The organism is Metabacillus sp. Hm71, from assembly GCF_051842955.2.
Lineage (GTDB): Bacteria > Bacillota > Bacilli > Bacillales > Bacillaceae > Metabacillus.
Window position 1 is genome coordinate 3430626 of sequence record NZ_CM200278.1, and the last position, 25273, is coordinate 3455898.

The following is a 25273-nucleotide window of genomic DNA, read 5'->3' on the forward strand; positions in this document are numbered from 1 at the left end:
CAGAACTCACTAATGTTTTAGGCTCGATATATTTTGTTTGGAGAGTCAAACTCTAGAATTGAAACAGCCCCATTTTCACATATTAATTATTCTATACGCTTTCTTCTTTTTCCTTTTCTTGAAGCCTTTGTGCTGTATCAATCGAACCAATATACATGGAATCGTATGCTTCCTGAGATGTTTTAAAAGCTCCTTGCTCCAATCCATGCCAATTCAAATTCGTATACATTGGATTTGTTCTGCCAGTTTCAGCTTCACGTTTTGCTATATAAGCTTCCATTCTTCCTAACAGCAAATGGACGATTTCAGGCTCTTGATCTGCAACATTTGTTTCTTCCTTTGGATCTTTTATTAGATTGTACAATTCAATTTCCGGTTTAAAATGAAAGTCTGGTTCAAGCGCGCGGATCAATTTCCATTCAGGTGTACGCCAGCCATGCTTGCGCATCCATGTACATTCGGTTATATAAAATTCAGATTCCTGAACGAATATCTCCTTTTCTTTTTTTATAAGCGGCATAAGATTTCTGCCGTCAAATCGAATATCTGTTTCAATACCTATTACATCTAATATTGTCGGCATGATATCTTTGATTAATGTGTTGCTTGTGATTCTTTTCCCTTCAGGCAATTTCTTAGGATATTTCATGATTAGCGGCACAACTAAATTATGTTCATAAAGACCGTGGTGATCATACCAGCATTGATGCTCATTTAAGGTTTCACCATGATCAGATGTAATAATAATTAACGTTTCTTCTTTAATTCCTAGTGTCTCAACAGTTGTAAAAATATTTTGGATACAAGCATCCATATAGGCAATTGCACCATCATATTGTGCGTCAACATAGTCTGCATCTGTACAACCTTTAGGAATCCATGAAGTTAAGAAATCAGCAAATGGCTTAAATTCCTTCATCTCATTTAGAGATTCATTTTCAGGGTCAAATTCATTCCCATCATAAAACATTCGTTCAAACGGTTTTGGAGGCAAATATGGTGAATGGGGGTCCATATGCCGTAAAAATAAGAAAAATGGTTTTTCATCCTCAGCAAGTCTCTTTAATTCTGGGATGGCCACATTATTTAAATTTTGCGCCTTTGGGCAACGACCAGTTTCGTCTGGCATCCATGATTCAAAATCAATGTATTTTTGAAACCCTCTAGAGGATGGATTGCCGCTAAACCCAACACAGGTTGTATTATATCCGTGTTCTCCAAGCAATTCTGGCAGAGTCTTTACATGGCCTCCCAAAGGTCCCTTATGTCTAAGAGCGACTACATCAGTGCCAAAGCAGTCCATTCCAGTTAACATCGAAGCATAGCCTGGAGTGGTAGGAATGCTTGGACTAAAATGGTTTTCAAATAAAATCCCTTCTTCAGCGACTTTATCAATATGGGGTGTTGTTAGCCGGTGATATCCATATGAACTCATCCGGTCTCTTCTTAGGCTGTCGATTCCAAATAGAATAATATTTGCATTTTTCTTCATTTGACTTTATCCTTTCTGAGCAAAATTTGACTCTCTGACACCTAAAGCTTTTAAGCATGCATTTAAGTAACCATAGCTCTCAGCAGCAACGATGGAAACATCTGCTAAGGAATGTTGATTTGCTCCGATTACCTCTAAACAAACGGGACCGGAATACTGCCCATCAACCATTGCTTTGCAATAGGCAAATAAATCAATATCCCCTCTTCCACAAGCTTGGGTGCGAATGTCACCAGGGCCTTGTGTGCGACCCTTACAATCACGAATGTGAATATGCTTTACTCGTTTAATCACTCTTGCTAATTCTTCCTCGGGATTTTCATTTCCTCGATAAATATGACTCGGGTCCATATCAATGCCAAATGCCGGGGAGGATATTTCATTCATTGCCCTTAATGTAGTTGGTGTATTAAAAATTGCGTTTCCGACATGTGCTTTTACGCAAAGGGTTACACCATAGCCCTCTGCTATTTTAGATAATCTGTAAAGAGTTTCTATAGACTGCTGGAGATCGCCTTCAACGCCCGACTTTCCGCCAGGTCCTACATTGATGACAGGGATCCCGATTTCTGCTCCTGCCTCAAATGCCTTTCGTAATCTCTCTTCATCAAGTGAAGCAACCTCCATTGATAACAATTCAAGGCCGTTCTCCAGGGCGATTGATTTTATGTCATCAGCCTGTTCCTTCCAACGGTCTAATTCTAAATGTTCACACATGCCTTTTATTGCTGAAATTTCTACGCCATCATAGCCGCATAAGGCAATTTGCCTTGCCGCAGTTGCAAAATCAAAATCTTTAAATAACACTGAGTTAACGCCAAGTTTAATCATTTTATCCCTCCTGAAATGAGCTCTATATCTTTAACATCAACAATTTCACCTGTTTCAAATGATCGTATTGCCGCTTCAATGATCAATTGTGCTTTAAGAGCATCTTCTCCAGAACCATCGACCTGATCATATGAAGCACCCGCAATTAACTGGTCCACGAATGAATTGATGCGGGATTTAAAGGTTTCCGGAAATGCTCTCATTCCTCCAAGATAGCTGTAGCTTTCTGTTTCGATACTTGTTCGCGGATAGAAGGTAAGCTGTTCACAAGCATCTTCAAGAACAAATCTACCTTTAGAGCCAACTACTTCACATAGCTCTAAACCATAGCTTGCACCTGCGTCATAGCTTCCAACTAAATTTCCGATCGCACCATTTTCAAATTCAAGGATTACTTGAGCATTTGACCATATCGAACGGCCCTCACCTTTCATCATGAAGGCACCTACTCTTCTTACATCACCGCAAAAGTATCGAATAACATCAAAGGAATGCGGATGCAATGCACGCATGTGGAACCATGGCGAAGTTTCGACCGGATTGTTGATCCACATTCTCATATTGATCATATGAAGCTTGCCAAGACGCCCATTTTCTACCCAATCCTTTGCTTTTTCAGCAGCAGGTGTAAAGCGATGGTTCAAGTTAACCGCGTATGGGATTTTATTTTGACGGGCAAGCTCAACCATTTCTTTACCTTCTTCGATATTGTTAGAGATCGGCTTTTCCCCTAGTACAGGAATCCCGGCTTTTAGTAATTCTATTGTTGGCAAATAGTGTTCTCCGCCATTTTCCTCCCCTTTAGTGCAAACGCTTACAAGATCAAGCTCAATATCGCTATTTAACATTTCCTGCACACTGTAAAATGCTCTTCCGCCAAACTTGTTTGAAGCTTGATCTGCTTTTGCCTTTACAATATCACAAACTGCTACAATTTCAGTATTTGGATTTTCTTTGTAGACAGAAGCATGTATGCTTCCGATATTCCCAACTCCTACAATCGCAACTTTTAAAGTCATTGTTCACCCTCCAAAAAATGAATTGCTATCTAATCAAAAGAAAAAATCTATATGAATACTAGACTAAAAACATATAACATTAATCTTCTAGATTTCTAACGGATAAGCCATTGTCGTAAAAAGCGCAAGCGCTGCTTGTGAGGTATCCAATCTGCTGTGCTGAACAATTATTGGCACATTGCTATCAACTTTGATGGCATAAGGAACATTTCTAGGAACTTCATTTCCTTCTTGGTCTCTAATCTTATCCAGCCGAATATGATGCGTCCTATTTAACCCGCATTCTGTTATAAAAGAGTCCATAGGCTCTCGATCTTCAAAATAGAATGTAAGTTGAATGTCTGCTTGACGCTCAGTTAAATTTAACACGCAAACTGCCTCATGACTGATTTGATCACCTATACTTTTCGGTTAAAGAAAACCATCAGGGATAATCCAAGTCTGTTTTCCAATCAAATCCACATCTCCCTTCCCCGTATTTTTGGATGAAAAATGGAACAGCTATTTTTACAAAAATAAGTTTTTCATAGTTGAATTAATTAAATGATAGCTCATTCATGCCTATACATCATAGCCCATCCCGCCAAAACGAATGGTCAATCTGGCCATTTTGAATTCAACCTTTGATCTTATCCTTTTCTTTTATGTTACAAAATTAAAAAATACAACTAATTCAGTCTTCTGATCCTATACTTTTTCCGGTACTTTGAAGGCGACGTTTTTGTTACCTCCTTAAATGTGCGATAAAAATGGCTAATATCCTCAAAGCCCACTTTACTTGAACCACATGTCATTTCAGATCCATTAAACCTGACAAAAGATGAAAAATTACAAAATGGGTTGTTCCCTCTTTTAGCGTATAAAATATAAAAAAATAAGGCGCAAGATGATCTTGTGATTGCGCCTTTTTTAGATATAAAGTACTTATATTTTTACAGCACCGGAAGTTAAGCCCTTCATAAACAAGCGCATCGTAAATAGGAACAGTATTAATAATGGCAATGATGCAATTGTATAGCCCGCAAACATTGGCCCATAAAGAGTTTGTGAAACAAATTGGCTTTCAAATTGGATAAGTCCAACTGTAATCGGAAATTTATCAGGATTACTCATTAAGACAAGAGGCATCATATATTCATTCCAGATCGAAAGTAAATTCCAGATGGCCATCGTTCCAATAATTGGCTTTGATAATGGCAGGACGATTTGCCAAAATACACGAAGCTCCCCACATCCGTCAATGCGAGCAGCCTCGAATAATTCTTCTGGCAAGGATGCAAACGATTGTCGGAAAACAAAGATGGTAAAAGCTTGGCCGCCTGCTGCAAAAGCAATGATTAGACCAATATAGGAATCTAACAAACCAAAGCTCTTGATTAATAAGAAAAGCGGAATTAACGTTAATAAACCTGGGATCATTAATAAAGCAACAACAGACATATAAAGGAAATTTTTCCCTTTATATCGTAAGCGGGCGAATGAATATCCTGCTAAGGCGGAAGTGGCAATTATGATGATTACGCTAACCAGCCCTATAAGTACGGAGTTGAAAATATACCCTCCGATTGCTTCCCATGCGGTTGCATAATTTTCAAAGTGCAGGGGAAATGTGATGCCAAAGAAATTACTATAAAATTGACCATTTGTTTTAAACGAGGTGATGATCATATAAAAAAATGGGTATAGCGAAATAAAAGCTAAAAAAATGAGGAAAAGATGACTCCATAGATCCTGCCTTATTGTTTTTAGCATGTTTTTCTCCTTTCAAATATTATGCTTTGTATTCAGTGCTAGGGTTGATATATTTCATTTGAACCCAAGTTAAAATGAGAACAATAACAAATATAATCATTGATACTGCCATTCCTAACCCAAATTCTCCATTTTGGAAAGCAAGGAAATACATATATAAGCCAGGCACGTATGATGAATATCCAGGACCTCCATTTGTCATAACCAATGGCAGCGTTACATTCTGAAGAAGCTGAATAACTGTTAATATTAAAATCAATTTAACTTGTCCCATTACTAATGGAATTTCAATTTGGAAAAATCTCCTAATCCTTGTAATTCCATCAAGCTTGGCTGATTCATATACACTTTCTGAAATGGATTGAAGACCAGCATAAAAGATAAGGAGATTAAATGGCACAACAAATGGGAAGCCAACAAACATTAATGCATATAAAGCAATATTTGGATCACCAAGCCAGTTTTGGATCATCGCTTCTAAGCCCAATGTTTTCAATAATGTATTTAATACTCCTACATTTGGATCATACATAAAACTCCAGATCATAAACATGACAATTCCCGGAACTACTACAGGAATCACAAATAATACCCTGTAAATATATTGCATACGTTTGCTCTTTAAATGGAAAATCATAACTGCAACAAGCAACGGAACCAATAATTCCACGATGACCTTTATCACTGTCCAAATACCAACATTTTTCATCGCGATTAAAAAGATCTCATCTTTAAATAATCGTATATAGTTTTGAAAGCCTGTAAATTGCGGTTGATTAAACCCATCCCAGTTTGTAAATGAAAAACCAATAGCAATTAATGCGGGATAGTACATAAATGTAATTAAGAGAATAAAAGATGGAATCAGCATTCCGTAGCCAGACTTCCAATTGTATCGTAATTTTCCTGTTTTCTTTTTCCTCTTTAAAACACTTCTATTTTCAATTTGCTGGACTGTATCGGGCATGTTTTTAACCTCTCCTTTCTAATCAGAAAGCAGGCTTATAAGATTTTTTGCAGTAGGGAAATCCCAAGCTAACCTATCTTATAAGCCTTTTTTAAACCAGCTTTGTTTCACTATTTATCGAGATATTCTGATAAATCCCAGTTGTTTTGCTGAATGAGTGAATCAGCTGTCTTTTCCATTTCCTGGTCTGCTATCTTTGCAAACTCCTCTAAAGAGGTATCCCCCAAAATATAACTTTGGAACGCTCGGTAAATGGCATCTAATTCCTTCTTTTCGAGGTTTATCCCGCCAAAAACGCTTTGCAGCGGTTTGTTTGCAAGATCTGATAGTTCGCTTAGCTCTTCAATCGGTTTGGTTCCTGCAACTGTAGGAACATTTTCCCCTAATTCATTGACGATTTCTTCATTGTGCTCAGGTGTTGTGATATACATTAACCAATCAACAATTGCCTTTTCCTTTGCAGGTGTTAATGAATTGTTTGCTTGTTTTGATGAAACAGCATATTGGAATGAAGCACTAGGTCCTCCGATCGCTGCTGACGAATCAAAATCAGTGGCAAATTCTGATGTTGCTGTATCTGGAAATGGATTCTTAAAGGATGACCATTCAAAATCAGGATTTGCTGATTTGATTTGCTGTGAAGCCCAAGAACCATCGAAATACATTCCAACTTCACCAGTTAAAAATGCAAGCATGGTGCCTTGTCCATTTGAATCTCCGCCAGTGAAGTCAGGCTGCCAATATTGAGAGAAATCTTTTAGAATTGGCCAAATCGCCATCCATTTTTCATTCTCTGATCCAAAAACGCCCTTTTTAATCGCAATCACCTGATCCTGATTGGTAATCCCCTCATTCCCTGTATATCGAAGATCGTTATATTCATCCGCAAAGAAATTTGTAAAGAACAATCTGGTAAGCCATGTAATACGATCAGTACCTGTAGGAGTTGATGCAAGATTCCATGCAAAAGGAATATACCCAGCATCCTTTAATTTCTGACATGCCTCAATAAACTCTGACCAGGTTCTAGGCATTTCTGTAATACCAGCTTTTTTGAATGCTTCAACATTGTAATAAGTAGCTGTACCGACATAATCCCCGTTGATGACATAGGTACTTCCATCTGCTGATTTTGTGTCAGAAATGATTTGACTATTTAAAAGTTCATTCCATGGTTTATTGTCTGCGTATGGGTTGGGCTTGTCCAAGTATTTTGATAAATCGGTCAAAGTTCCTTTGGCCAATGCTGTGTTTGCATCATACCACTGAGTCCAAATGATATCAGGCAGCTGTCCTCCAGATGCTTTCGTTCGTACCCATGTCATATAATCTTGATCAGCGGGTAAGCCTTTAATAAATTCGATTTTAACACCTGTTTCCTTCTCATACTCCTCAGCTAGTTTCTTTAATACTGTCGCAGGCTTTTGATTGGCATTTAATACTCGGTTTGGACTATAGGTTCCTGCATACATTTTAATTGTTCCTTTAAATTCTTCATTAGACTGACCAGTTTCTTCAGGAGAAGAGCTTGGCACAATACAGCCGGTTAACAACGAAGTAATCAATACCGTAATAAATGAAACGAACCAAAATTTCTTGAATCTCTTCACTGCGATCCCCCCATTAATCTGAAATTTTATAAGAAAAAATGAAACAACGATATTTTAATAATTTTAATATTCTGATTTTAATTGACATAATGGCCTTATTATTAAAAGAGATTATCTTTGTACTTTCATATCAATCCTTTCGCGTTTGGGATTTAATTTCCACTCATCCCATGTGAGGCCATATTCCGAAAGAATTTTTACTATCCTTCTTTTGAAAGGAAGTCCCTCTTCTCGTAACACCACCTTCATGGGATCTTCGTGACCTCCAAGCTTCGCGTCAACCCAATTTGCTAGTTTCTGTTTATATATCTCAACCTTCCTTGGCAAAAGAGCGGATAGATTCCTTTCTTCACTTGGATCGTTAGACAAATCATAAAGCTCAGAAATAGGTCTCGTAAAAGGTCCTGAATCGTAGGTTTCAATATATTTATACCTTGCTGTTCGAATGCCTCTTGCTGCCTGCCATGCACATTCGCTTAAGTAGATCTCAGAGTGATGCTCGGACTTTTTCCCTTCAATTAACGGCCATAAGCTTTTTCCATCAAGACCTTCGGGCAACTCAAGGCCAATCGCTTCTAAAATGGTCGGCATTAAATCAACATGTTGAACTAATCCTGTTGGTCTTACACCTTCTGAAATCATACCAGGCCAGCGAATAATTAACGGAATGTGGACTGTTGACTCATAAAGTCCGCAATGATCCCAATAAATATCATGCTCTGTTAAGCTTTCTCCATGGTCCCCGAATAAAACCAGCATCGTCTCATCCAGAATACCTTGATTCAACAAAAATTCATCTAAATCTTCAAGCAAATCATCTAAATATCGAATTTCCGCATCGTATAAAGCGCTTACATATTCGGTATCGGTAATATTTCCAAGCAAATCATAATGATGATACTTAAAAAATGGATAGGCGGGATGATTAAGTGCTGGCTCCATACTTTTATTTGAAGGATCATATGGGTCTTTACCTGCATCATAAAATAATGGAATATGTTTATCAGGTGGTAAGTATGGTGTATGAGGATCCCAGTAATGAAGAAAGAGAAAGAAATCCTCATCTTTATGTTCCCTAATCCAAGGCTTTGCAAGATCATTAATCGTCTGTCCATTAATCCATCTTGTTTTTCCGATCGTATTCATATAATACTGATAGCCTCTCGCAAACCATTCTTTTAAATGATATAAATTATCTACTGCCGCAGTGGTAAATCCTGCTCTTCTAAGAATATCTGGCAGCCATGCGATTTCTTTTTTTAAATAACTAGATGGTGAACCATGTGAAACAACACCAGTAGTTAGTCCCACTTTTCCTGTAAAAAGACTTGTATGGGCAACCTCTGTTGGGATATCAGATGCGTATGCATTCTCAAATAGTGCACCTTGGCTTGCAATCTTGTCCAAATATGGACTTGTCGGAAGCTGATATCCATAGCAGCCCAGCCTTCTTGCACGCAGTGTATCTAATGAAATAAAAATGATTTTCAACATTTTCCCCCCCTTAGTCTTTGTTAATGGCCTATTACTGTCTGCTCCAATCAAGAAAATAGCGATATCAACATTTTGTCTTAATATAGCAATCTTTTATCATAAATTCTTTGCTTTCCTTATGTTTAATCATACTGTTATCATCAATATGAAATCATGGTCATTTCGGACATGTTATTGGTTGATCAAGCCAAAAAGAAATCGCTCATGAAATCAGGCAATATTTCCACACCCATTCATAGCGATTTTTTCTTGACTATAAATCTGCGACAAAATAACTTTGTTATCGTTTACAAAATAATGATAGACAAGTAAAAAAATAGTTATTAAAATAATGATTACTCAGTAAACTTTCAGCCAATTTTTATAAGGGCCATTACAAACATTTTTCCATATTAAGTTTTCGTCAGAATGAGGGGATGCTACGATGTTAAAAGACTGGAAAAAAATATTACTGCTTGCCATTCCTTCTATTGCCTCCTTCGCTTCTATGACACTTACTGGTACGATTAACCTTATCATGGTTGGTCAACTCGGGGCACTTGCAATCGCCATTGTTGGTGTTTCGAATATTATCATGTACAATGCTTGGGCGATTTTTTCAGGCATAGGTCATACAGTAAATTATTTAGTTGCACAAAACTACGGCTCTAATAATATGAAAAAAGGGATTGAGCGAACGTACATAGCCTTTTATCTTTGTATGATCGCATCACTATTCATTTTCGTCGTTGGCTTGCTATTTCCCGGCGATATTTTTAGAGTCATGGGCAGCTCTACTGAGATGATCGAGCAAGGAAAAAACTATTTACAGATACGATTTTTTGCGATGATGTTTTCGATTTTCATCTTTGTCTTTCATGGCTTTTTCCGAGGTATTGGCGACACAAAAACACCGATGATCAGCTCGGTTATCGGAAACTTGATCATGATTTTTCTTACTTACGGGTTAACGTACGGACATTTTGGTCTACCGGAAATCGGCCTTGATGGCGCAGGGCTTGCGTTTTTAATCGGTGAAGTTGTTATATTTTTGCTATGTGCTTATGTCTATTTTTTCCGCCTTCATTCAAGGTTTGCTACCCGTAAAATTGTACCGTTTAATAAGTCCGAATCAAAACTCATATTTGGGGAAAGTTCTAAGCTAGGTATCCAGGAGTTTTCAATGAGTATGGCGATGTTTGTATTTACTGCTTTTGTAACTCGGCTAGGCACAAATGCGTTAGCTGCAAATGAAGTCGCCTTAAGCGTGATGAGTCTTGGGTTTATGCCTGCATTTGCCTTTGGTTCAACGGCTACGATTCTTGTAGGGCAGGAAGTCGGAAAAGGAAAACCTTTGGCAGGCAGAAAAGCTGGTACAAACACAGCTATCTTGGGATGTATCTTTCTTTTTATCTTAGGGATTATCCAATATATACTTGCTGAACCCATCGCAAAAATTTATACCGATGATGTTTCTGTTTACGTGCTTGCATCCAAATTAATCATGATATCTGCCTTTTTACAGCTGTTTGATGGGTTACTAAACTTTTATGCAGGCGGTCTGAGAGGAATCGGAGATACGTCCTTCTTACTAAAAACATCTCTCATTTTAGGATGGTTATTGTTTATACCGCTTAGCTATGTTTTAACATTTGTCCTAGAGCTTTCAAGCGTTGGCGCATGGATTTCATTATATACTTATTTAACCTTTTTTGGAGTTGCGGTCATGATCCGATTTTATCGTCAGGACTGGAGTATTATTAAACTGAAGACCTCCAGTAATGAAATGCGGGAAAGTGTCAGCTGATCTGTACTTATCCTTCACTATTTTTTAAACAAAACAAGCTGAATCATATTCGACTCAGCTTGTTTTATTGTATACGCAGCCATTAAAACAACCCTCCATCTTCATTTGCCCTATTTAATAACCCTTCGAGCTCTGAAATAAAAGTCATTTGGTCATTGTTTAGTTTTGTAGTTGGAATATTAGGGTTGGCAATTATTTTATCATTATCCTCTTGTTCAATATTCAACTGAACATAAAAAGGCTCTGTTACCCCATCTAAATAACCTCTCCAAATATGCAGGGAATGCTCCTTCGTTCCTTTTGTTATCGGTTCTTTTTCAGAGAAAGTAATTTCCTTCCCATGAATTTCTTCTAATCTTTCGACTTTATGCAACCCATCTGTTAATGCATCATATATGGAGTTAAAATAGGTATTCGTATTTTCGATGACAACATTTTGGATCGGATCACCGACTTCCACTGAATAATAAATCGACATGAATTCCACCTCTTTTTTGGATTCTTCTTATCATTTTTCTCGTTATAACGTTTTTTTAAACTTTCACATTTTTTAATGACAGCCCCTATTAAGACTGTCTTTTGATACTGCAAAATGCTCACGTCTTTAACAGAGAAGTCTGGGATTTTTCTTAGTTCCATGCACTTGCGTAGATCTATCCTGTCCCGCAATCCCAGCATGAATCTTTGCTAGTCCGTTCCAATTAAGAAAGGGGTTCTAACATGGTAAAAGAAAAAAAGCCTCCTGCCTTTTTGACAGAAGTGCTTTACACGAACATTGTCTATTCCCTATTGGTCTGCCAAAGTGGTTTGTAGTGCCTCAATAGCTAGCTTGGAATCATGTCCTTTTGCATATAATTTAAGGCTTCCTAAAAAATCATGAAGCTCGCTTGTGCTTAAATAACTTTTAGCATTTAATGTCTTCTTTCCAAACTCAATTAAGATATAGCTATCAAATTGGTTTGCTTTAGAAACAATCCGAATTATTTTTTTATGATCGATTTTTTTACTCAGTAAACAATTCACGGCAGCAATCAATTTAATCCCTCCTACTTAAATTTCAAAAAAATTCATATGGAGCAGATAAGAGTCGAAAAATTCATCTGTGGTTGAAAGTTGAAAAGAGGGTGAATATACTGCAAGCTCCATATGACATCATGTTTTGTATTTTAAGAGTACAGAAAAATTTTACCAATAACTACACGTATGTTATGTTTCATTACGCACATTTTAGTTAAAGGTAGTTTATCTGTTATAAAACGTTACATTCATCTATTTTTCGTTCAAAAAAAGGCACTTCAAAAGTTTCCACCTTTAGAAGTGCCTCTTGCTATTCTTAGTGACAATATTGTTCAACAACAGCCTTAATTCTGTTGATTCCATCCCATAAGCTCCCTGGACCATCATAAACTAATGTAATCGGGCCGTCGTAGCCACTAAATGCTACCAAGTCTAACGATTTTTTGTATTCTTCTTCATCAATTTGCCCTGACTTGTCATAATTCGCTTTAGCATGGACAGATTCTGCGTAAGGCATAAGGGTTTCAATAGAACGATATTTCTCTTGCGGTGAAAAATTCCCAAAATCCACTGTTAAACCAAGCTCCCCTTTATTTGAGTCGAGCAGATCCAGACAATTTTCTTTTGTGGAAGCAAGTTGTTTAAAGTTTTCGGTTACAATTCTTATTCCTTTAGGTTTAGCGTATTCTACTAGTTGTTGAAAACCATTTTTTGCGAATTGGATCGCTTCTTTGTTCTTAGGATTCGCCTCACCTGCAACGACACGAACACTTTTTGCCCCAACAATTGCTGCGACATCAATCCATTTCTTAATAAATTCTAGATCAGAGCTTCTTCTCTGAGAATCTTCATTGCTTATATCACCATAGTCAACTAACAGACAATGAAACGTAATACCCGATTTCACAAAGGCATCGTGAAGCTTATGCAAATATTCAGGTTCTATGCTTGGAAAATGGAAATGGCATATTTCTAATGAACGGAAATTTTGCTTTGCTAATTCATCCGGTAACTCTAAAAGTGTCATATTTTCAGGCTGTTCTTCTATTCTTGTTTTTTGACTTCTTTCGTTTTCATCCCAATATGTCCACTTTAATGGACCAAGCTCTCTATGAAGACTCCAGGTTGTTAATGATAAATGCGGCATGCTGAAAACCTCCTTTTTAATGTTATATGTACATTCAACGAATTCAATTGCTGTTCCTCCTTTTAACACAAAAGAAATATCCAAATGAAAAAAGGTTATCTCAATAACATTGGGGCAGACCCCTGTGAGACAACCTTATTGTATTAAGATACTATTTAATTTTTAAAAGAAATTTTTCACCATTTCGTAAGTATGGTCGCAATTTAAACAATGGTAATAAATTGACATAATATCCTCGGTAATTTCATGCTTCGTTTCTTTTCCACAGTTTTCACAAACCTTTTGTTCATACACTTCCATTGAAAACACTCCTTTCATGATGGTGGTATGGAGTAACCATTAAAACTGAAGAATATCCTTATACTGCTTTCCATTCTTACCCATTATACTGGTCCCAACTGACTTATTCCTATACCTTGGCCATTTCCTTTCCTTTCATCATGTAAACACCTTTTGCTAATTGTAAAGAATCAATTAGTTTTTGAATAAATTCCCGCCAATCTTAGGACGGATGGTCTTTAGTTTTACTTTATCAAGTACAACAGTAAAAGGGATCTGTCCCCAAAGTGAAGAACATTTTGTTCTTTAGTTGTGGAGAAAAGACCCTTTCGTTAGTTATTAATCTCTACTTATTATTAAAGTTTTTTTGCAACTTCATGGTCCGGTGATGTTCTATTTCCGGACGAAGCTTCATACCCTACCTGATAAGTTCCCTTTTTTGATTGTTTTACAGCTTCCGGCATTTTGTATTGCTCCAAATCATCTTGAAATTGTCTTGCACTAGGTTCTTTTTGCATGACTTACCCTCCAGCATTGTTATTCTGCTTTTATTGAATCGGTGATCCGGTAGATGTGTGCTGAACAACCCATTCGCGAGTTACATCAGTAACATTTTGCCAATTAGGGATCCTATTTTGATGTTCTTGGATCCAGCTCATGCAAAATTGCGGATCAATACTATGCTTTTCACATTCTGCTAAAAATGACTGAACTGTTGATTCATTACAGTTCTCCCATGTCCCACACGTTTTTTCCCATATATCTTCCATTTTCTCTTGTACTGAACCATCGATTGATGAACGATTTCCATTTTGATCAGTCATGAGAATACCTCCTGATTTCATGATGCATTCATAAACAAACATCTTTATTTTGTCCCAATTTACAAAAAAAATGTGGTTACCAATAGGAAACGCAAAATGAAATTGCAATTAATATAAAGCAGGAATATTTGGAGCTTATTAAAGCCATCTTACATACTAACCTATTTTTTCAAACAAACAGCTTTGTAAATCACTTACAAATTGTTTCAACTCTGCTTCTTAACCACTTATCAAAACGTAGGGCCAATCCTCCAAATCCCAAAGTCATGCTGCTTAAGAATTTCAGATTTTGTTAGCTTACCTGAACTGACTAAACGGATTTCATTAAAAATCCTTTTTCCAACCTCCTCAACGGTTTCCTTCCCTTCAATAATGGTGCCTGCGTCTAAGTCCATATTTTCTTCCATTCTTTGAAACATTGGGGTGTTAGTAGAGATTTTAATAACAGGAGCAATAGGTGAACCTGTTGGAGTACCTCTGCCGCTCGTAAACAATACCACCTGTGCACCTCCTGCAACCATCCCTGTCAGCTGCTCGATATCATGGCCTGGCGTATCCATCCAAACCAGCCCCTTCTCGGTTGGTTCCTCAGCATAATCAATAATTTCCTTTAACATACTTTTCCCTGCTTTATTTGCTGCACCAAGCGACTTTTCTTCTAATGAACTAAGCCCGCCTGCAATATTCCCCGGACTTGGGTTGCCCGTTCTTATATCAACTCCCATCATAATCGAGCGATTCTCCATAGCATTAATGATTTCATATACTCGTTTTGCCACCTTGTCATTTGCTGCACGGTTTGCTAGTAAATGTTCTGCCCCAATTAATTCTGTTGTTTCAGCTAAAATGGAGGTACCACCTTTTTCAACAATCATATCGCTTACTGCACCAACAGCTGGGTTTGCTGATAATCCTGAACATGCATCAGAACCCCCGCATTCAGTTCCAATGATTAATTCACTGAAATCACACCACTCTTTGGCTTGAGCTGAAGCTTCCTGAACAAGCTTAGCAGCTGCCTTTGCACCTTCAGCTATTGTTGATAATGTACCTCCATGATCCTGAATTGATATCGTCACAACCGGTTTTCCTGACTTAGCTATTTCTGCAGCAACACTTCTGGCCTGATGTGTTTCACAGCCAAGTCCTAAAACAACGACTCCATAAACATTTGGGTTTTTCCCTAAGCCAACATATGTACGAAAAGTCTGCTCATAATCAACGCCCACCTGTGCACATCCATGCTGATGGATGAATGTAACTGTGCCATGAACAAGCTCTGTTATTCTTTGTGCTGTTTGTGTCGCACACGTAATGGTCGGCAAGATTAACACATGATTGCGGACACCTGCCTTTCCATCACGCCGTCGATACCCTAAAAACTTAGCTTCTTTCATTTGTACCAACTATGTCACCTCTCCCTCTCGTACCTTCTAGATTATGAACATGAACATGTTCACCTTGCTGGATATCCCTTGTTGCTCTGCCAATAACTTCTCCATACTTTAAAATATCAGAGCCCTTTTTTATGTTTGTAACTGCGAATTTATGCCCAAAAGCGATTTTACTGTGAAGCGTAATTCTAGTAGTCCGCTCTTTAGTGACATTTAGCACTATCTTTGCTCCTGAAGGTATATCTTCAAGTGCTACGGCAACATTATCGATTGGCTTCATTATAATCGTTCGATAACTATCTATACTCAAAGTCTATCAACTCCCTTTGTTGGTCTTCACCTTTCATCAATTTACTTAAGAATGAAATATTGTGTTTTAACATGAATGATTGAGCTTTTACACTTGTGATGTGGCAGCACCAAAATTATTAAACTTCTACTCTATTGCTTAACCCAACTGACATCACATTAAAAACGCTTACATTTTTGATTGTAAGTGTTAATCAAGTAAAGTTTATTATCATGCATTTGATCATGATACAACAATTGACCTTAACTTTTCACGGGCTAAACAATTTTATGGAAAAGTGAATTAATCATGATGAATTAGCAAAGGCTGTCTTAATGTGTCGTTCCTATCCGACAATGAGACAGCCTTTCCTAATTTAAGAGCCCTTAACAAAAACAGTTTTTATAGATGTGAAAAATTCAATCGCTGCCTGCCCTTGTTCGCGGGAATGGGAGCTTGATTGTTTCATCCCTCCAAATGGTGCTTGCAATTCAACACCTGCACTTTCAGCATTAATTCTCACAAGACCGGCATCCATATCTTCAATGAAATGGAGCATTTTTTGAATATTGGTTGTAAAAATTGATGCGCTTAAACCAAATTTTACATCGTTCGCGACTTTTATTGCTTCTTCCATTGAATCCACCTTAATTAAGGCAAGAACAGGTCCAAAAATCTCTTCTTGGGCAATTGTCATCTGGTTATCCACTTCATCAAATACAGTTGGTTCAATAAAGAAGCCATTTGCACCATCCTTATCTACATAACGGTTTCCCCCAAGAAGCAGCCTGGCACCTTCTTCCTTCCCTTTTTCGATATAAGATAACACGGTTTTAAGCTGGTTTTCGCTGGCACATGGACCCATCCAAACGCCTTCTTCCAAACCATTTCCAACCTTTATTTCTTTGACTTTTGCAAGAAGCTTTTCTTTAAATACATCATATACATCGCGATGGATAATCACACGACTTGTTGCTGTACATTTTTGTCCAGTTGAACGAAGACCTCCACTTATGGTAGCTTCTACTGCTAAATCTAGATCGGCATCATCTGCAACGATTACCGGGTTTTTACCACCCATCTCAAGCTGGTATTTAGCTCCGCGTGCCAAAGCTCCTTGGCCAACAAGCTTACCAACAGCGTCAGAACCAGTAAAGGTGATGCCATTGATGCCTCTATGATCTACAATCCCTTGACCAATCACCGTTCCTGAACCTGTTACCATATTGATTACTCCGTTCGGCAGTTGTGCCACTTCAAAGCATTCCATCACCATCGCAGCAGTTACAGCTGTCTCCTGTGCTGGTTTCAATACAACTGAATTACCATAAATTAATGCTGGGGCTATTTTCCAAATTGGAATTGCGACTGGGAAATTCCAAGGTGTGATCACTCCAACTACACCAAGCGGGGTCCGAGTTGTAAACATAAGCGCTTCTGCATCTGAGGATGGAATCACATCGCCAACCTTTCTCATTCCTTCTCCAGCATAATAACGCAAAATTGCGACACCTCGAGCGGTTTCTCCTTTAGCCTCTGGAAGAGTTTTACCCATTTCACGGGTCATTGTTTCAGCAATTTCATCGATACGTGATTCAAGAATATCGGCTACTTTAAATAAGTAATTTCCCCTCTCTGCCCCTGAGAGCTTTCTCCAGCTCTTTTGTGCCTCAGCTGCTGCTGCAACTGCTTCATTTAAATCCTCACGTGTTGACTTTTGTACATATCCCACAACTTCATTACAATCTGCTGGATTAATACTTGCATCAACTTCTGAATTGGATGCTTTCACCCATTGACCATTCACAAAATTAAGATAGGTTTTTACCTCCGTCTTCGTTGCCATTTTGCCATTCCTCCTCTATTTATTTAGTGGTATATTTTCAATAGGAAAACAACTTCTAATGACTAGTTATTACTTTTGAAACTTGACTTTTCACTGGGTTACGTAAAACTCCGATACCAGATATTTCGATTTCAATCCGATCCCCATCTGCTAAGCTAAATTCATTCGGCGGAACAATACAAGTTCCGGTAAGTAAAACCGTACCAGGAAAAATGATATTGTCTCTTTTTAAAAAGCTAACAAGTTCATCAAATTTACGTTTTAACTGATTTGTATTTGCCTTCCCTTCAAATACTTGTTCTTCATTTCGAAAAATCCTACAGAAAATCTCAAATTGATAAGGATCTTCTACAGTTTCTGCCAGAAGAATGGCCGGTCCAATAGAACAGGATCGTGACCACATTTTTGCTTGTGGCAAATAAAGCGGATTTTCACCTTCAATATCACGACAGCTCATGTCGTTGCCGATTGTATATCCGATGATTTCGCCATCAGAATTAATGACAAGCCCCAATTCCGGTTCTGGAATTTGCCAATTTGAATCACTTCGTAGGAAAAGCTCACCATTTGGACCAATCGTTCGTTCTTTTGTTGATTTAAAAAAGATTTCCGGTCTCTTGGCGTCATAAACTTTATCATAGAAGGTCGTTACGTCAAGCTTGCCGTTTGTAGCTTCATAATTGCGGGCTTCCTTGCTTTTTAAATAAGTTACCCCTGATGCCCAAACCTCTGGTGCTTCAATGGGGACGAGAAGCTGTATATCTTCTATCCTATCATTTAAAGGCAGACTATCTTCAATTATTTCGTTAATTAGTTCAACTGCTGACAATTTTCTCTTTTTAGCATGCTCCACTAAATCAACTGCATTTTCATAAGGGAGTGAGAAAAGTTTATTTTGATTTGTTACTGCTGCAAGTATCACTTGTTCTTCTTTTTTAAAACGGATCAATCTCATGTTTACCCCTCCATTTGTTTTATCATATAAAACTACGTTTTCATAAATGGATAAAGTAAAAATCCTATTTATCCATGCACCCATACCCTAATTTTTTTGACAATTCCTTTGCTTCTCTTTTTAATAGCTCGATATGCATGGAGATTTCCTTCTCATTAAAGCGAAAAAAAGGACTGGAAATGCTGATAGCCGCAATCACCTTTTTAGAATAATCATAGATCGGAATAGCTACGCAATTAACTCCTGGTTCATTTTCTTGTTGATCGCGCGAATATCCTTTTTCCCGAACTCCTTCTAGCTCCTTTAGAAAGCTTTCTTTTTCTGTGATGGTATAGTCAGTCCGCTTGACAAATTCATATCCATCCAGAATTTCCTCGATTTCTGCACTTGATTTAAAGGCTACCAGCGCTTTTCCAACCGCACTGCAATGAATGGGAATTCTTCTGCCAATTCGTGAATAAAGTGCACTGGAAGTAACTCCTTCTACTTTATCAATATAAACCCCTTCTTTCCCGTCAAGAATAACAAGATGAACTGTTTGCAGCGTTTCTTTTGAAAGTTTATCAAGATGGGGCTTCGCAAGTGGTCGAAGGTCCATACTTTGAATAACAAACTGACCACGCTCAAATAGCTTCATTCCTAAACGGTACTTCCCATTTTCAGGATTTTGTTCTATATAATGATGTGCCTGTAATGTTTTAAGCAGGGAATGAACGGTACTCTTATGTAGTTTTATTCGTTCACTTATATCGGTTATTTTTAATTCCGTTTCATATTCATTAAATAGGTCTAATATTGTTAATGCTCTTTCGACAGATTGAATTATAGGCAATGGTATACCCCCTTATAAACATGCGTTCCTTCAACGGATGATCTTGTATACATTTTTTGCATCAAGTATTAAAAGGAGTATACTAGTCAATATTTTTTTATTATGTTGACTCGTCGACCACCTCCTATTATCATGCGCTTTTTTAACAACGCTTTCTTAATGTTAAGGTAAGAAACGCCTTATTGTTTTACATTATAAAACGTCGTTTATTATAATAATCTACACTTGCATTATATTTGAAAACACTTACATAAGTCAATTCATTTGTCAGAATGTTCTTTGTATTTAACACTTAATCCGGCAACAAACTTGCTTTATTTCTAGACTTAAACAATTAATGAAAGGCCGGAAATGGATATTTCCGGCGTAAAGATGTACCTTCGTTATTGGTCAGGCATCCTCTAATGCTTGTTTTAAATCTTCGATTAAGTCTTCTGAATCCTCTAAACCAACAGAGATTCGTATTAACCCATCTGTTATGCCTAGTTTTTTTCGTCTTTCTGCCGGAATGGAGGCATGTGTCATGAAAGCTGGTATTGAGATAAGGCTTTCAACAGCTCCAAGGCTTTCAGCCAGAGTGAAAAATTTTACATTTTCCAGTATTTTTTTCGCTCTTTCAGCACTTCCGACATCAAATGAAACCATACCGCCGTAGCCTAAAGCTTGCTTTTTTGCGATTACATAATTCGGATGGGTTTCTATTCCTGGATAATATACCTTTGAAACTTTATGATGTTTTAATAAGTAAGCAACGATTTCCTTAGCATTTTTTTCATGTTCTTCCATCCGAATGCCTAACGTCTTAATCCCCCGCATTAATAACCAGGAATCCTGTGGACCGAGAACACCCCCTGTAGAGTTTTGAATAAAATGAAGCTCCTCACCCAGAATATCATCATTTACAACAACAAGTCCTGCAACGACATCACTGTGTCCTCCCAAATATTTTGTTGCACTGTGAAGGACAAGATCTGCCCCTAATGCCAACGGATTTTGCCAGTATGGCGTACTAAAGGTATTATCTACGATTGTTAATAGACCATTGGCTCTTGCAATATTTGCTGCACCTTCTATGTCCGTGATTTTTAATAATGGATTGGTTGGCGACTCGAGAAAAAGGGCTTTTGTGTTTTCTTTAATCCCTTTCTTTAAGTTGTTTAGATCACTTGTATCAACAAATGTTGCCTCAAGTCCAAATCGGTTTAGCACCTTCGTCATCACTCGGTATGAACCGCCATACACATCATCTGTCAGTAAAATATGATCTCCATGATTAAACAACATCATGATTGCCGTCATCGCAGCCATCCCAGAACTAAAGGCAAATCCTCTCTTCCCATTTTCCAATTCTTTTATCAATTCTTCCAGTGCGTGCCTTGTAGGATTACCTGTTCTAGAATATTCGAACCCTCGATGATTTCCGGGACCATCTTGCTTAAAGGTGCTTACTTGATAGATCGGTGTGCTCACTGCGCCTGTCTGTTTGTCTCCAACAATACCTGCATGAATCAGTTTTGTCTTTTTCTTCATTCTACATTCCCCCCTGGTAAATGGCTTTGCTTACATATCTCTCACTTGAATCAGGAAAAATCACAACTATGTTGGTATCCGTTTTTGCTTGTTCTGCTTCTTTTATTGCTGCAGAAAATGCAGCCCCGGAAGAGCTCCCAACAAGCAATCCCTCTTTAACCGCCAGTTGTCTAACCATAGAAAAAGCATCCTTATCATCAATTGTATAAATAGAATCGAAGTAGCTTCGATCCATATAAGATGGAAGAAATTCCATTCCAATGCCCTCTGTTTTGTGAGGGCCAGGCGGTCCGCCGTTTAAGATGGAACCATTTGGTTCAACAATGACTGTTTTTATCCTCTGATTTCTTTCTTTTAAATACCTTGCTGTTCCCATAAACGTTCCTCCCGTACCAGCACCAGCTACTAAAATATCAATCTTTCCATTAAGCTGCTGCCAAATTTCAGGAGCCAATGTTTTATAATAAGCAACTGGGTTTATAGGGTTTTCAAATTGGTTCGCATAATAAGCATCTGGAATGTCATTTCTTAACTCTTTCGCTTTTTCAATCGCTCCCTCCATGCCAAGCTCTGTCGGGGTATTGATAATGGTTGCTCCAAGCGCTCTCATTAATTCTTGTTTTTCAAAACTGAATTTTTTCGGAACACAAAAGATCACGTTAATTCCTTTATTTACTGCTGCCATGGCTAAACCAATTCCGGTATTCCCTGCAGTGGCTTCAATAATAGTCCCGCCTTCTTTAAGTGCACCACTTTTTAGTGCCTCATTCAGGAGTTCTTGTCCCAGCCGATCCTTAATACTTCCGCCAGGATTAAAAAATTCTAACTTTGCGAAGATCCTTACTCCTTTAGGAATTGGAAACTGTGTTATTTCCAGCATTGGGGTCTGACCGACTAATTCGTGAATGCTGTGAACTACCTTCATCAAGTCACACCTCTTTTTTATAGATTTATAACTTTCCTGAGAATCAAATCTACTTGTATGCTAAACTTTTACAGCATCAATAATCCAGACAAACCGATTGCATCTATGGAAGGTAACTTGAAAATTATTCATTTCAAGAGTTTGTTGCATGAAAGGAATGGTTGTATAGTATTCCCTCTGTAAATCCTCAGCAAGTGTTAAGAATTTTGCCGCTTTTGCTTCCTTAATCGCTTTTTTATAATCATCGTTAGTCGTAAAGATCGTATCCGCAAATACCAATTTCCCACCTGGTTTTAATAGTCTTTGAAATCCATCAATTGCTATTGCTTTTTCTTCATTTGTTAAATGGTGAAATGCGTACGTACTTACAATGGAATCAACATATTCAGGCTTTGGAAAATGCAAAAAATCACCATCAACTATTTTTACCTTTCCATTTAATTTATCATTAGCTATCATTCTCATTGCGTGTGACGGTTCAATCGCTGTAACCTTACATCCTAATGCAAATAATTTTTTCGTCAGGTTTCCTGTCCCTGCACCAAACTCTAATACATGGCCATACGAAAGCTTTGCAACTCTCTCAAGAATGTGCTCGTAGTCTTTAAATACTTCCCGATATTCAATTTCATTTCCTGTGACTGAATTGTCATACGATGTTGACCATTCATCAAAAAGTTCAATAAATTCTCTACCCATATTTATCACCTATTCAGCGTATATTGATTAATCATATAGGTATAGTATGATTTTATGAACAAAACGGTTCTTCGTTTAGTTTGATGATGGCCTTTTAAAACTGTCACGTTTTATTTTTCAGTGAGCGTTGGAAAAATGATTTTATGTAAGAAAATATAGTTTAAGAGGAACAAGACTAACTCAAATAATTGGTATTATTTAAGTTAGTCTTTCGAAGGAAAAATACATCTGATGTGTAAACACGTAAAAAACTAATGACCATTTATGCGTTTTAGCTTCTCACTGCCTTTCTTTAAGGCAAATCGATATTTCTCGCCTTTCTCGATTTGTGTTACCTGTGAATCATGGACAGTGATTTGCACCGTCCCATATTCAATATTTTCCAATAGCGAAATAATTTTATCGATGATTTCTTGATCGATCTTATTTTTTGTAGACAATGAGGTTCTCCCCTTCCAAAAAAAAAAATATGGTTTAGAAGTAAATCTTCACGGGTTGTGTGTTCGAGTACATATGCCATGGTATTTCTAACTAAAGACCAAAGTGGTATTAATTCCTTGTTCTAACAGACATGGTTTATATTTTGTAATAATGGACCTTCAAAGTTACGTATCACCTCAAAGATATTGATTTCATTTTCCTTTTAATGTCGAGTAACTAGGTCAACATTAAATTATTTTTAATAAATTGTTATGGATAATAGAATGATATAATGAAATATATTTGAGTATGTTTGCAACAGTATAAAACCAAGTATTACGATAGGATATATTTGTTTTTCAATAATCATATTATGTATTAATGGATAAATCAACCACAAAAAACAAAAAATTTCCTTAAAATTCTTTTGAACAACTTTTTTTGGATAGTACAACATTCTCCACCAAAGAGAGAGGTTGTCTCAAAAAGATTACTCCTTTTGAGACAGCCGCTTCATTTTAACGAAATTATTTAATTTTCTAGTTCCTTTCTCCAAATAACTCGACATATAAGGAATAAGCTTGTTCATCACCATCATCATCTGAATAACATTGATTTATCTTATCAATTTAGTCGGAATTTTGAGGTGATTTATTTTTCCAAGGACATACTTTCTATCCTTGAAAATGGTCTATTGCAGCTGATCCTTAATAAAGTTTCTCGTTTTATTTTCCCTCTTTCGATTCTTGTTTTAGCCCTGTCCTTAGTCATCTAGTCACATTATTTTATAGAAAAAATATCTGTATAACCATTTTCTTTATAACGGAAATAGGCGGATGTAAACTCCTTTAGTTTCATAGTCAGCCCGCCATGGCCAAATCTAATAAATTTATGGGAGTCTAACTCAGGACTGTTTTCTTTTACAAATCCCAAAAAAGCTAAAATGTAAATTCGTCTATAAACGACATGTATAATGCCGTATTCATAAAACCAGTTATCAATTGTGTTGTATACCCCTTTATTTATATGAAATTGCTGTTTGCATCTGTTATAAAAGCTTAAATCAGGCAAATTCAAATACTCATTTTCTAGCAAGCTCTTTTTCCTTTTGTCCTGAGGTATATCAAATATGCTTAAATTATTTTTTGCCATATAAAAATATCCTCCTTCCGGATTTATTAGGTAGTTAAAGTAGGCGTTGTTCCCGGTTAAATGGTCTTCCATGTCCACTTGAAAACGACCTGCTTATCCATCCAAGTTATATAATGAAAGAATGAACATAACTTTATTTAATGATTCTAACCAAGCTCTTTTGTTTTCAGTTAGGCTTTTTCCTTTTTATTTCATTGAGGTATTCTGTTTCAATTTCAGATAATGTTAATTCATATAAATGGTGTTCTTCCTTTTTATAAATTCCTAACGCTAATAGCTTTTGAATTAATTTCTCTTTTCTGCGAAAAACTGCTTCGCGCAACTGGCTCATTGATTGTACCTCCCCTTAATATTCGTATTTCTTAAATCAAAGAGACTTACAGTACATTTAACCTCTAGTTATCCAGTTGGTTTAGTTCCATGTATCATTTACAAAAAATAACTAAACATATCGTTAATAAACAATCTCATCTTTTTTTATCGTATTGATAAATGACTCCAGACCTTTGTTTAATCTTTGTTGAGCCTCTTCATGAAGTGAGAATTGATTTTTATCGACACGTTCTATTTGATGATCAATTGTATATACGCCATTTACGATGTGTTTAGCTCCTAATGAGGATAGGACGGGATTTAATGCATATTCAATTACCAAGAGGTGACCAAATGATCCTCCTAAAACAAGGGGGAGAACAATCTTGTTTTCAAAACCCTTCTGAGGAAGTAAATCAAGATAGGTTTTTAAGATCCCGGAATACGATGCTTTGTATACTGGTGTTAAAACAATAACTCCTTCTGCTTTTTCTACTATTCTATTAGCATTAATTATTACCTCACTATCAAATTTAGCGGTTAATAAATCATCTGCTGGCAATGTATGAACTTTAATAATATCAAAGGAAATCTTTTCTTTTCCAAGTGTAGTAATTGCAAAATTTAATATGCCATTTAAACGTGAATGATCATTAGGTGCACCTGTAATGATAGCTACTTTTGCCAATTAAATCCTCTCC

28 protein-coding genes are annotated in these 25273 nt (G+C 37.1%); 1 reads left to right on the plus strand and 27 read right to left on the minus strand.

Translation table 11 applies throughout. The annotated features are described in order from the left end of the window. Window positions 1-91 precede the first annotated feature (91 nt). The 9 genes from ACSVDH_RS16845 to ACSVDH_RS16885 form a co-directional block, all read right to left on the minus strand. Window positions 92-1492: a sulfatase family protein gene (locus tag ACSVDH_RS16845; protein ID WP_439251417.1), complete on the minus strand. Its 1401-nt coding sequence runs from the start codon at window positions 1490-1492 to the stop codon at window positions 92-94. Between the two features lie 6 nt (window positions 1493-1498). After that, window positions 1499-2323, minus strand: coding sequence for a sugar phosphate isomerase/epimerase family protein (locus tag ACSVDH_RS16850; RefSeq protein ID WP_439251418.1), 825 nt, complete (start codon window positions 2321-2323; stop codon window positions 1499-1501). Beyond that, window positions 2320-3342, minus strand: a complete 1023-nt coding sequence (locus ACSVDH_RS16855) for a Gfo/Idh/MocA family protein (protein WP_439251419.1) — start codon at window positions 3340-3342, stop codon at window positions 2320-2322. Before ACSVDH_RS16855 ends, ACSVDH_RS16850 begins: the two co-directional genes overlap by 4 nt. A gap of 87 nt (window positions 3343-3429) precedes the next feature. Further along, on the minus strand, window positions 3430-3744 hold the full coding sequence (locus ACSVDH_RS16860) for a sensory rhodopsin transducer (RefSeq protein ID WP_439251556.1): 315 nt from the start codon (window positions 3742-3744) through the stop codon (window positions 3430-3432). A 266-nt stretch (window positions 3745-4010) separates the two neighbouring features. Next, complete coding sequence (locus tag ACSVDH_RS16865; RefSeq protein ID WP_366945185.1) at window positions 4011-4136, minus strand: helix-turn-helix domain-containing protein; 126 nt, start codon at window positions 4134-4136, stop codon at window positions 4011-4013. 130 nt (window positions 4137-4266) lie between these two features. Continuing rightward, window positions 4267-5094 carry a carbohydrate ABC transporter permease gene (locus ACSVDH_RS16870; protein ID WP_299090010.1) on the minus strand — a complete coding sequence of 276 codons (828 nt, stop codon included), beginning with the start codon at window positions 5092-5094 and terminating at the stop codon, window positions 4267-4269. A gap of 19 nt (window positions 5095-5113) precedes the next feature. After that, window positions 5114-6061 (minus strand): carbohydrate ABC transporter permease, encoded by a 948-nt coding sequence (locus ACSVDH_RS16875; RefSeq protein WP_439251420.1) that lies wholly within the window; start codon window positions 6059-6061, stop codon window positions 5114-5116. A 110-nt stretch (window positions 6062-6171) separates the two neighbouring features. Continuing rightward, on the minus strand, window positions 6172-7671 hold the full coding sequence (locus ACSVDH_RS16880) for an ABC transporter substrate-binding protein (RefSeq protein WP_439251421.1): 1500 nt from the start codon (window positions 7669-7671) through the stop codon (window positions 6172-6174). 111 nt (window positions 7672-7782) lie between these two features. Further along, window positions 7783-9165 (minus strand): sulfatase family protein, encoded by a 1383-nt coding sequence (locus ACSVDH_RS16885; RefSeq protein ID WP_439251422.1) that lies wholly within the window; start codon window positions 9163-9165, stop codon window positions 7783-7785. Between the two features lie 424 nt (window positions 9166-9589). Between ACSVDH_RS16885 and ACSVDH_RS16890 the strand changes: the two genes are divergently transcribed. Beyond that, on the plus strand, window positions 9590-10951 hold the full coding sequence (locus ACSVDH_RS16890) for an MATE family efflux transporter (protein ID WP_439251423.1): 1362 nt from the start codon (window positions 9590-9592) through the stop codon (window positions 10949-10951). An 82-nt stretch (window positions 10952-11033) separates the two neighbouring features. Here ACSVDH_RS16890 and ACSVDH_RS16895 read toward each other — a convergent pair whose 3' ends face one another. The 18 genes from ACSVDH_RS16895 to ssuE all read right to left on the minus strand — a co-directional run bounded on the left by ACSVDH_RS16895 (window position 11034) and on the right by ssuE (window position 25260). Then, window positions 11034-11429, minus strand: coding sequence for a hypothetical protein (locus ACSVDH_RS16895; protein ID WP_439251424.1), 396 nt, complete (start codon window positions 11427-11429; stop codon window positions 11034-11036). Window positions 11430-11737: 308 nt separating this feature from the next. Next, entirely contained in the window at window positions 11738-11986 is a 249-nt protein-coding gene (locus ACSVDH_RS16900) for an HPr family phosphocarrier protein (protein ID WP_439251425.1), read from the minus strand. A 298-nt stretch (window positions 11987-12284) separates the two neighbouring features. Beyond that, window positions 12285-13115 (minus strand): sugar phosphate isomerase/epimerase family protein, encoded by an 831-nt coding sequence (locus ACSVDH_RS16905; RefSeq protein WP_439251426.1) that lies wholly within the window; start codon window positions 13113-13115, stop codon window positions 12285-12287. 162 nt (window positions 13116-13277) lie between these two features. After that, window positions 13278-13415, minus strand: a complete 138-nt coding sequence (locus ACSVDH_RS16910) for a hypothetical protein (RefSeq protein WP_299090028.1) — start codon at window positions 13413-13415, stop codon at window positions 13278-13280. Between the two features lie 335 nt (window positions 13416-13750). Continuing rightward, window positions 13751-13912 carry a hypothetical protein gene (locus tag ACSVDH_RS16915; protein WP_299090031.1) on the minus strand — a complete coding sequence of 54 codons (162 nt, stop codon included), beginning with the start codon at window positions 13910-13912 and terminating at the stop codon, window positions 13751-13753. 30 nt (window positions 13913-13942) lie between these two features. After that, window positions 13943-14218: a hypothetical protein gene (locus ACSVDH_RS16920; protein ID WP_299090034.1), complete on the minus strand. Its 276-nt coding sequence runs from the start codon at window positions 14216-14218 to the stop codon at window positions 13943-13945. A 230-nt stretch (window positions 14219-14448) separates the two neighbouring features. After that, on the minus strand, window positions 14449-15615 hold the full coding sequence (locus ACSVDH_RS16925) for a UxaA family hydrolase (protein WP_439251557.1): 1167 nt from the start codon (window positions 15613-15615) through the stop codon (window positions 14449-14451). Beyond that, window positions 15602-15922, minus strand: a complete 321-nt coding sequence (locus ACSVDH_RS16930; protein WP_439251427.1) for a UxaA family hydrolase — start codon at window positions 15920-15922, stop codon at window positions 15602-15604. The genes ACSVDH_RS16925 and ACSVDH_RS16930 overlap by 14 nt, the downstream gene beginning before the upstream one ends. 355 nt (window positions 15923-16277) lie before the next feature. Beyond that, the gene (gene gucD, locus ACSVDH_RS16935; protein WP_439251428.1) at window positions 16278-17747 is read right to left on the minus strand and encodes an alpha-ketoglutaric semialdehyde dehydrogenase GucD; all 1470 of its coding nucleotides are present in this window, start codon (window positions 17745-17747) and stop codon (window positions 16278-16280) included. Window positions 17748-17802: 55 nt separating this feature from the next. Then, window positions 17803-18702 carry a fumarylacetoacetate hydrolase family protein gene (locus ACSVDH_RS16940; protein ID WP_439251429.1) on the minus strand — a complete coding sequence of 300 codons (900 nt, stop codon included), beginning with the start codon at window positions 18700-18702 and terminating at the stop codon, window positions 17803-17805. Between the two features lie 64 nt (window positions 18703-18766). Next, a complete protein-coding gene (locus tag ACSVDH_RS16945) occupies window positions 18767-19534 on the minus strand; it encodes an IclR family transcriptional regulator (RefSeq protein ID WP_439251430.1) in 768 nt (255 codons plus the stop codon). Between the two features lie 390 nt (window positions 19535-19924). Further along, window positions 19925-21064 (minus strand): bifunctional cystathionine gamma-lyase/homocysteine desulfhydrase, encoded by a 1140-nt coding sequence (locus ACSVDH_RS16950; protein ID WP_439251431.1) that lies wholly within the window; start codon window positions 21062-21064, stop codon window positions 19925-19927. A 1-nt stretch (window position 21065) separates the two neighbouring features. Further along, a complete protein-coding gene (locus ACSVDH_RS16955; RefSeq protein ID WP_439251432.1) occupies window positions 21066-21989 on the minus strand; it encodes a PLP-dependent cysteine synthase family protein in 924 nt (307 codons plus the stop codon). Between the two features lie 60 nt (window positions 21990-22049). Next, entirely contained in the window at window positions 22050-22688 is a 639-nt protein-coding gene (locus ACSVDH_RS16960) for a class I SAM-dependent methyltransferase (protein WP_439251433.1), read from the minus strand. 251 nt (window positions 22689-22939) lie between these two features. Continuing rightward, a complete protein-coding gene (locus ACSVDH_RS16965; protein WP_299095603.1) occupies window positions 22940-23128 on the minus strand; it encodes a YezD family protein in 189 nt (62 codons plus the stop codon). A 760-nt stretch (window positions 23129-23888) separates the two neighbouring features. Continuing rightward, on the minus strand, window positions 23889-24260 hold the full coding sequence (locus ACSVDH_RS16970) for a hypothetical protein (RefSeq protein ID WP_439251434.1): 372 nt from the start codon (window positions 24258-24260) through the stop codon (window positions 23889-23891). A 166-nt stretch (window positions 24261-24426) separates the two neighbouring features. Further along, the gene (locus ACSVDH_RS16975; RefSeq protein ID WP_299095607.1) at window positions 24427-24591 is read right to left on the minus strand and encodes a Fur-regulated basic protein FbpA; all 165 of its coding nucleotides are present in this window, start codon (window positions 24589-24591) and stop codon (window positions 24427-24429) included. A gap of 123 nt (window positions 24592-24714) precedes the next feature. Continuing rightward, window positions 24715-25260 (minus strand): NADPH-dependent FMN reductase, encoded by a 546-nt coding sequence (ssuE, locus tag ACSVDH_RS16980; protein WP_439251435.1) that lies wholly within the window; start codon window positions 25258-25260, stop codon window positions 24715-24717. Window positions 25261-25273: the final 13 nt, after the last annotated feature.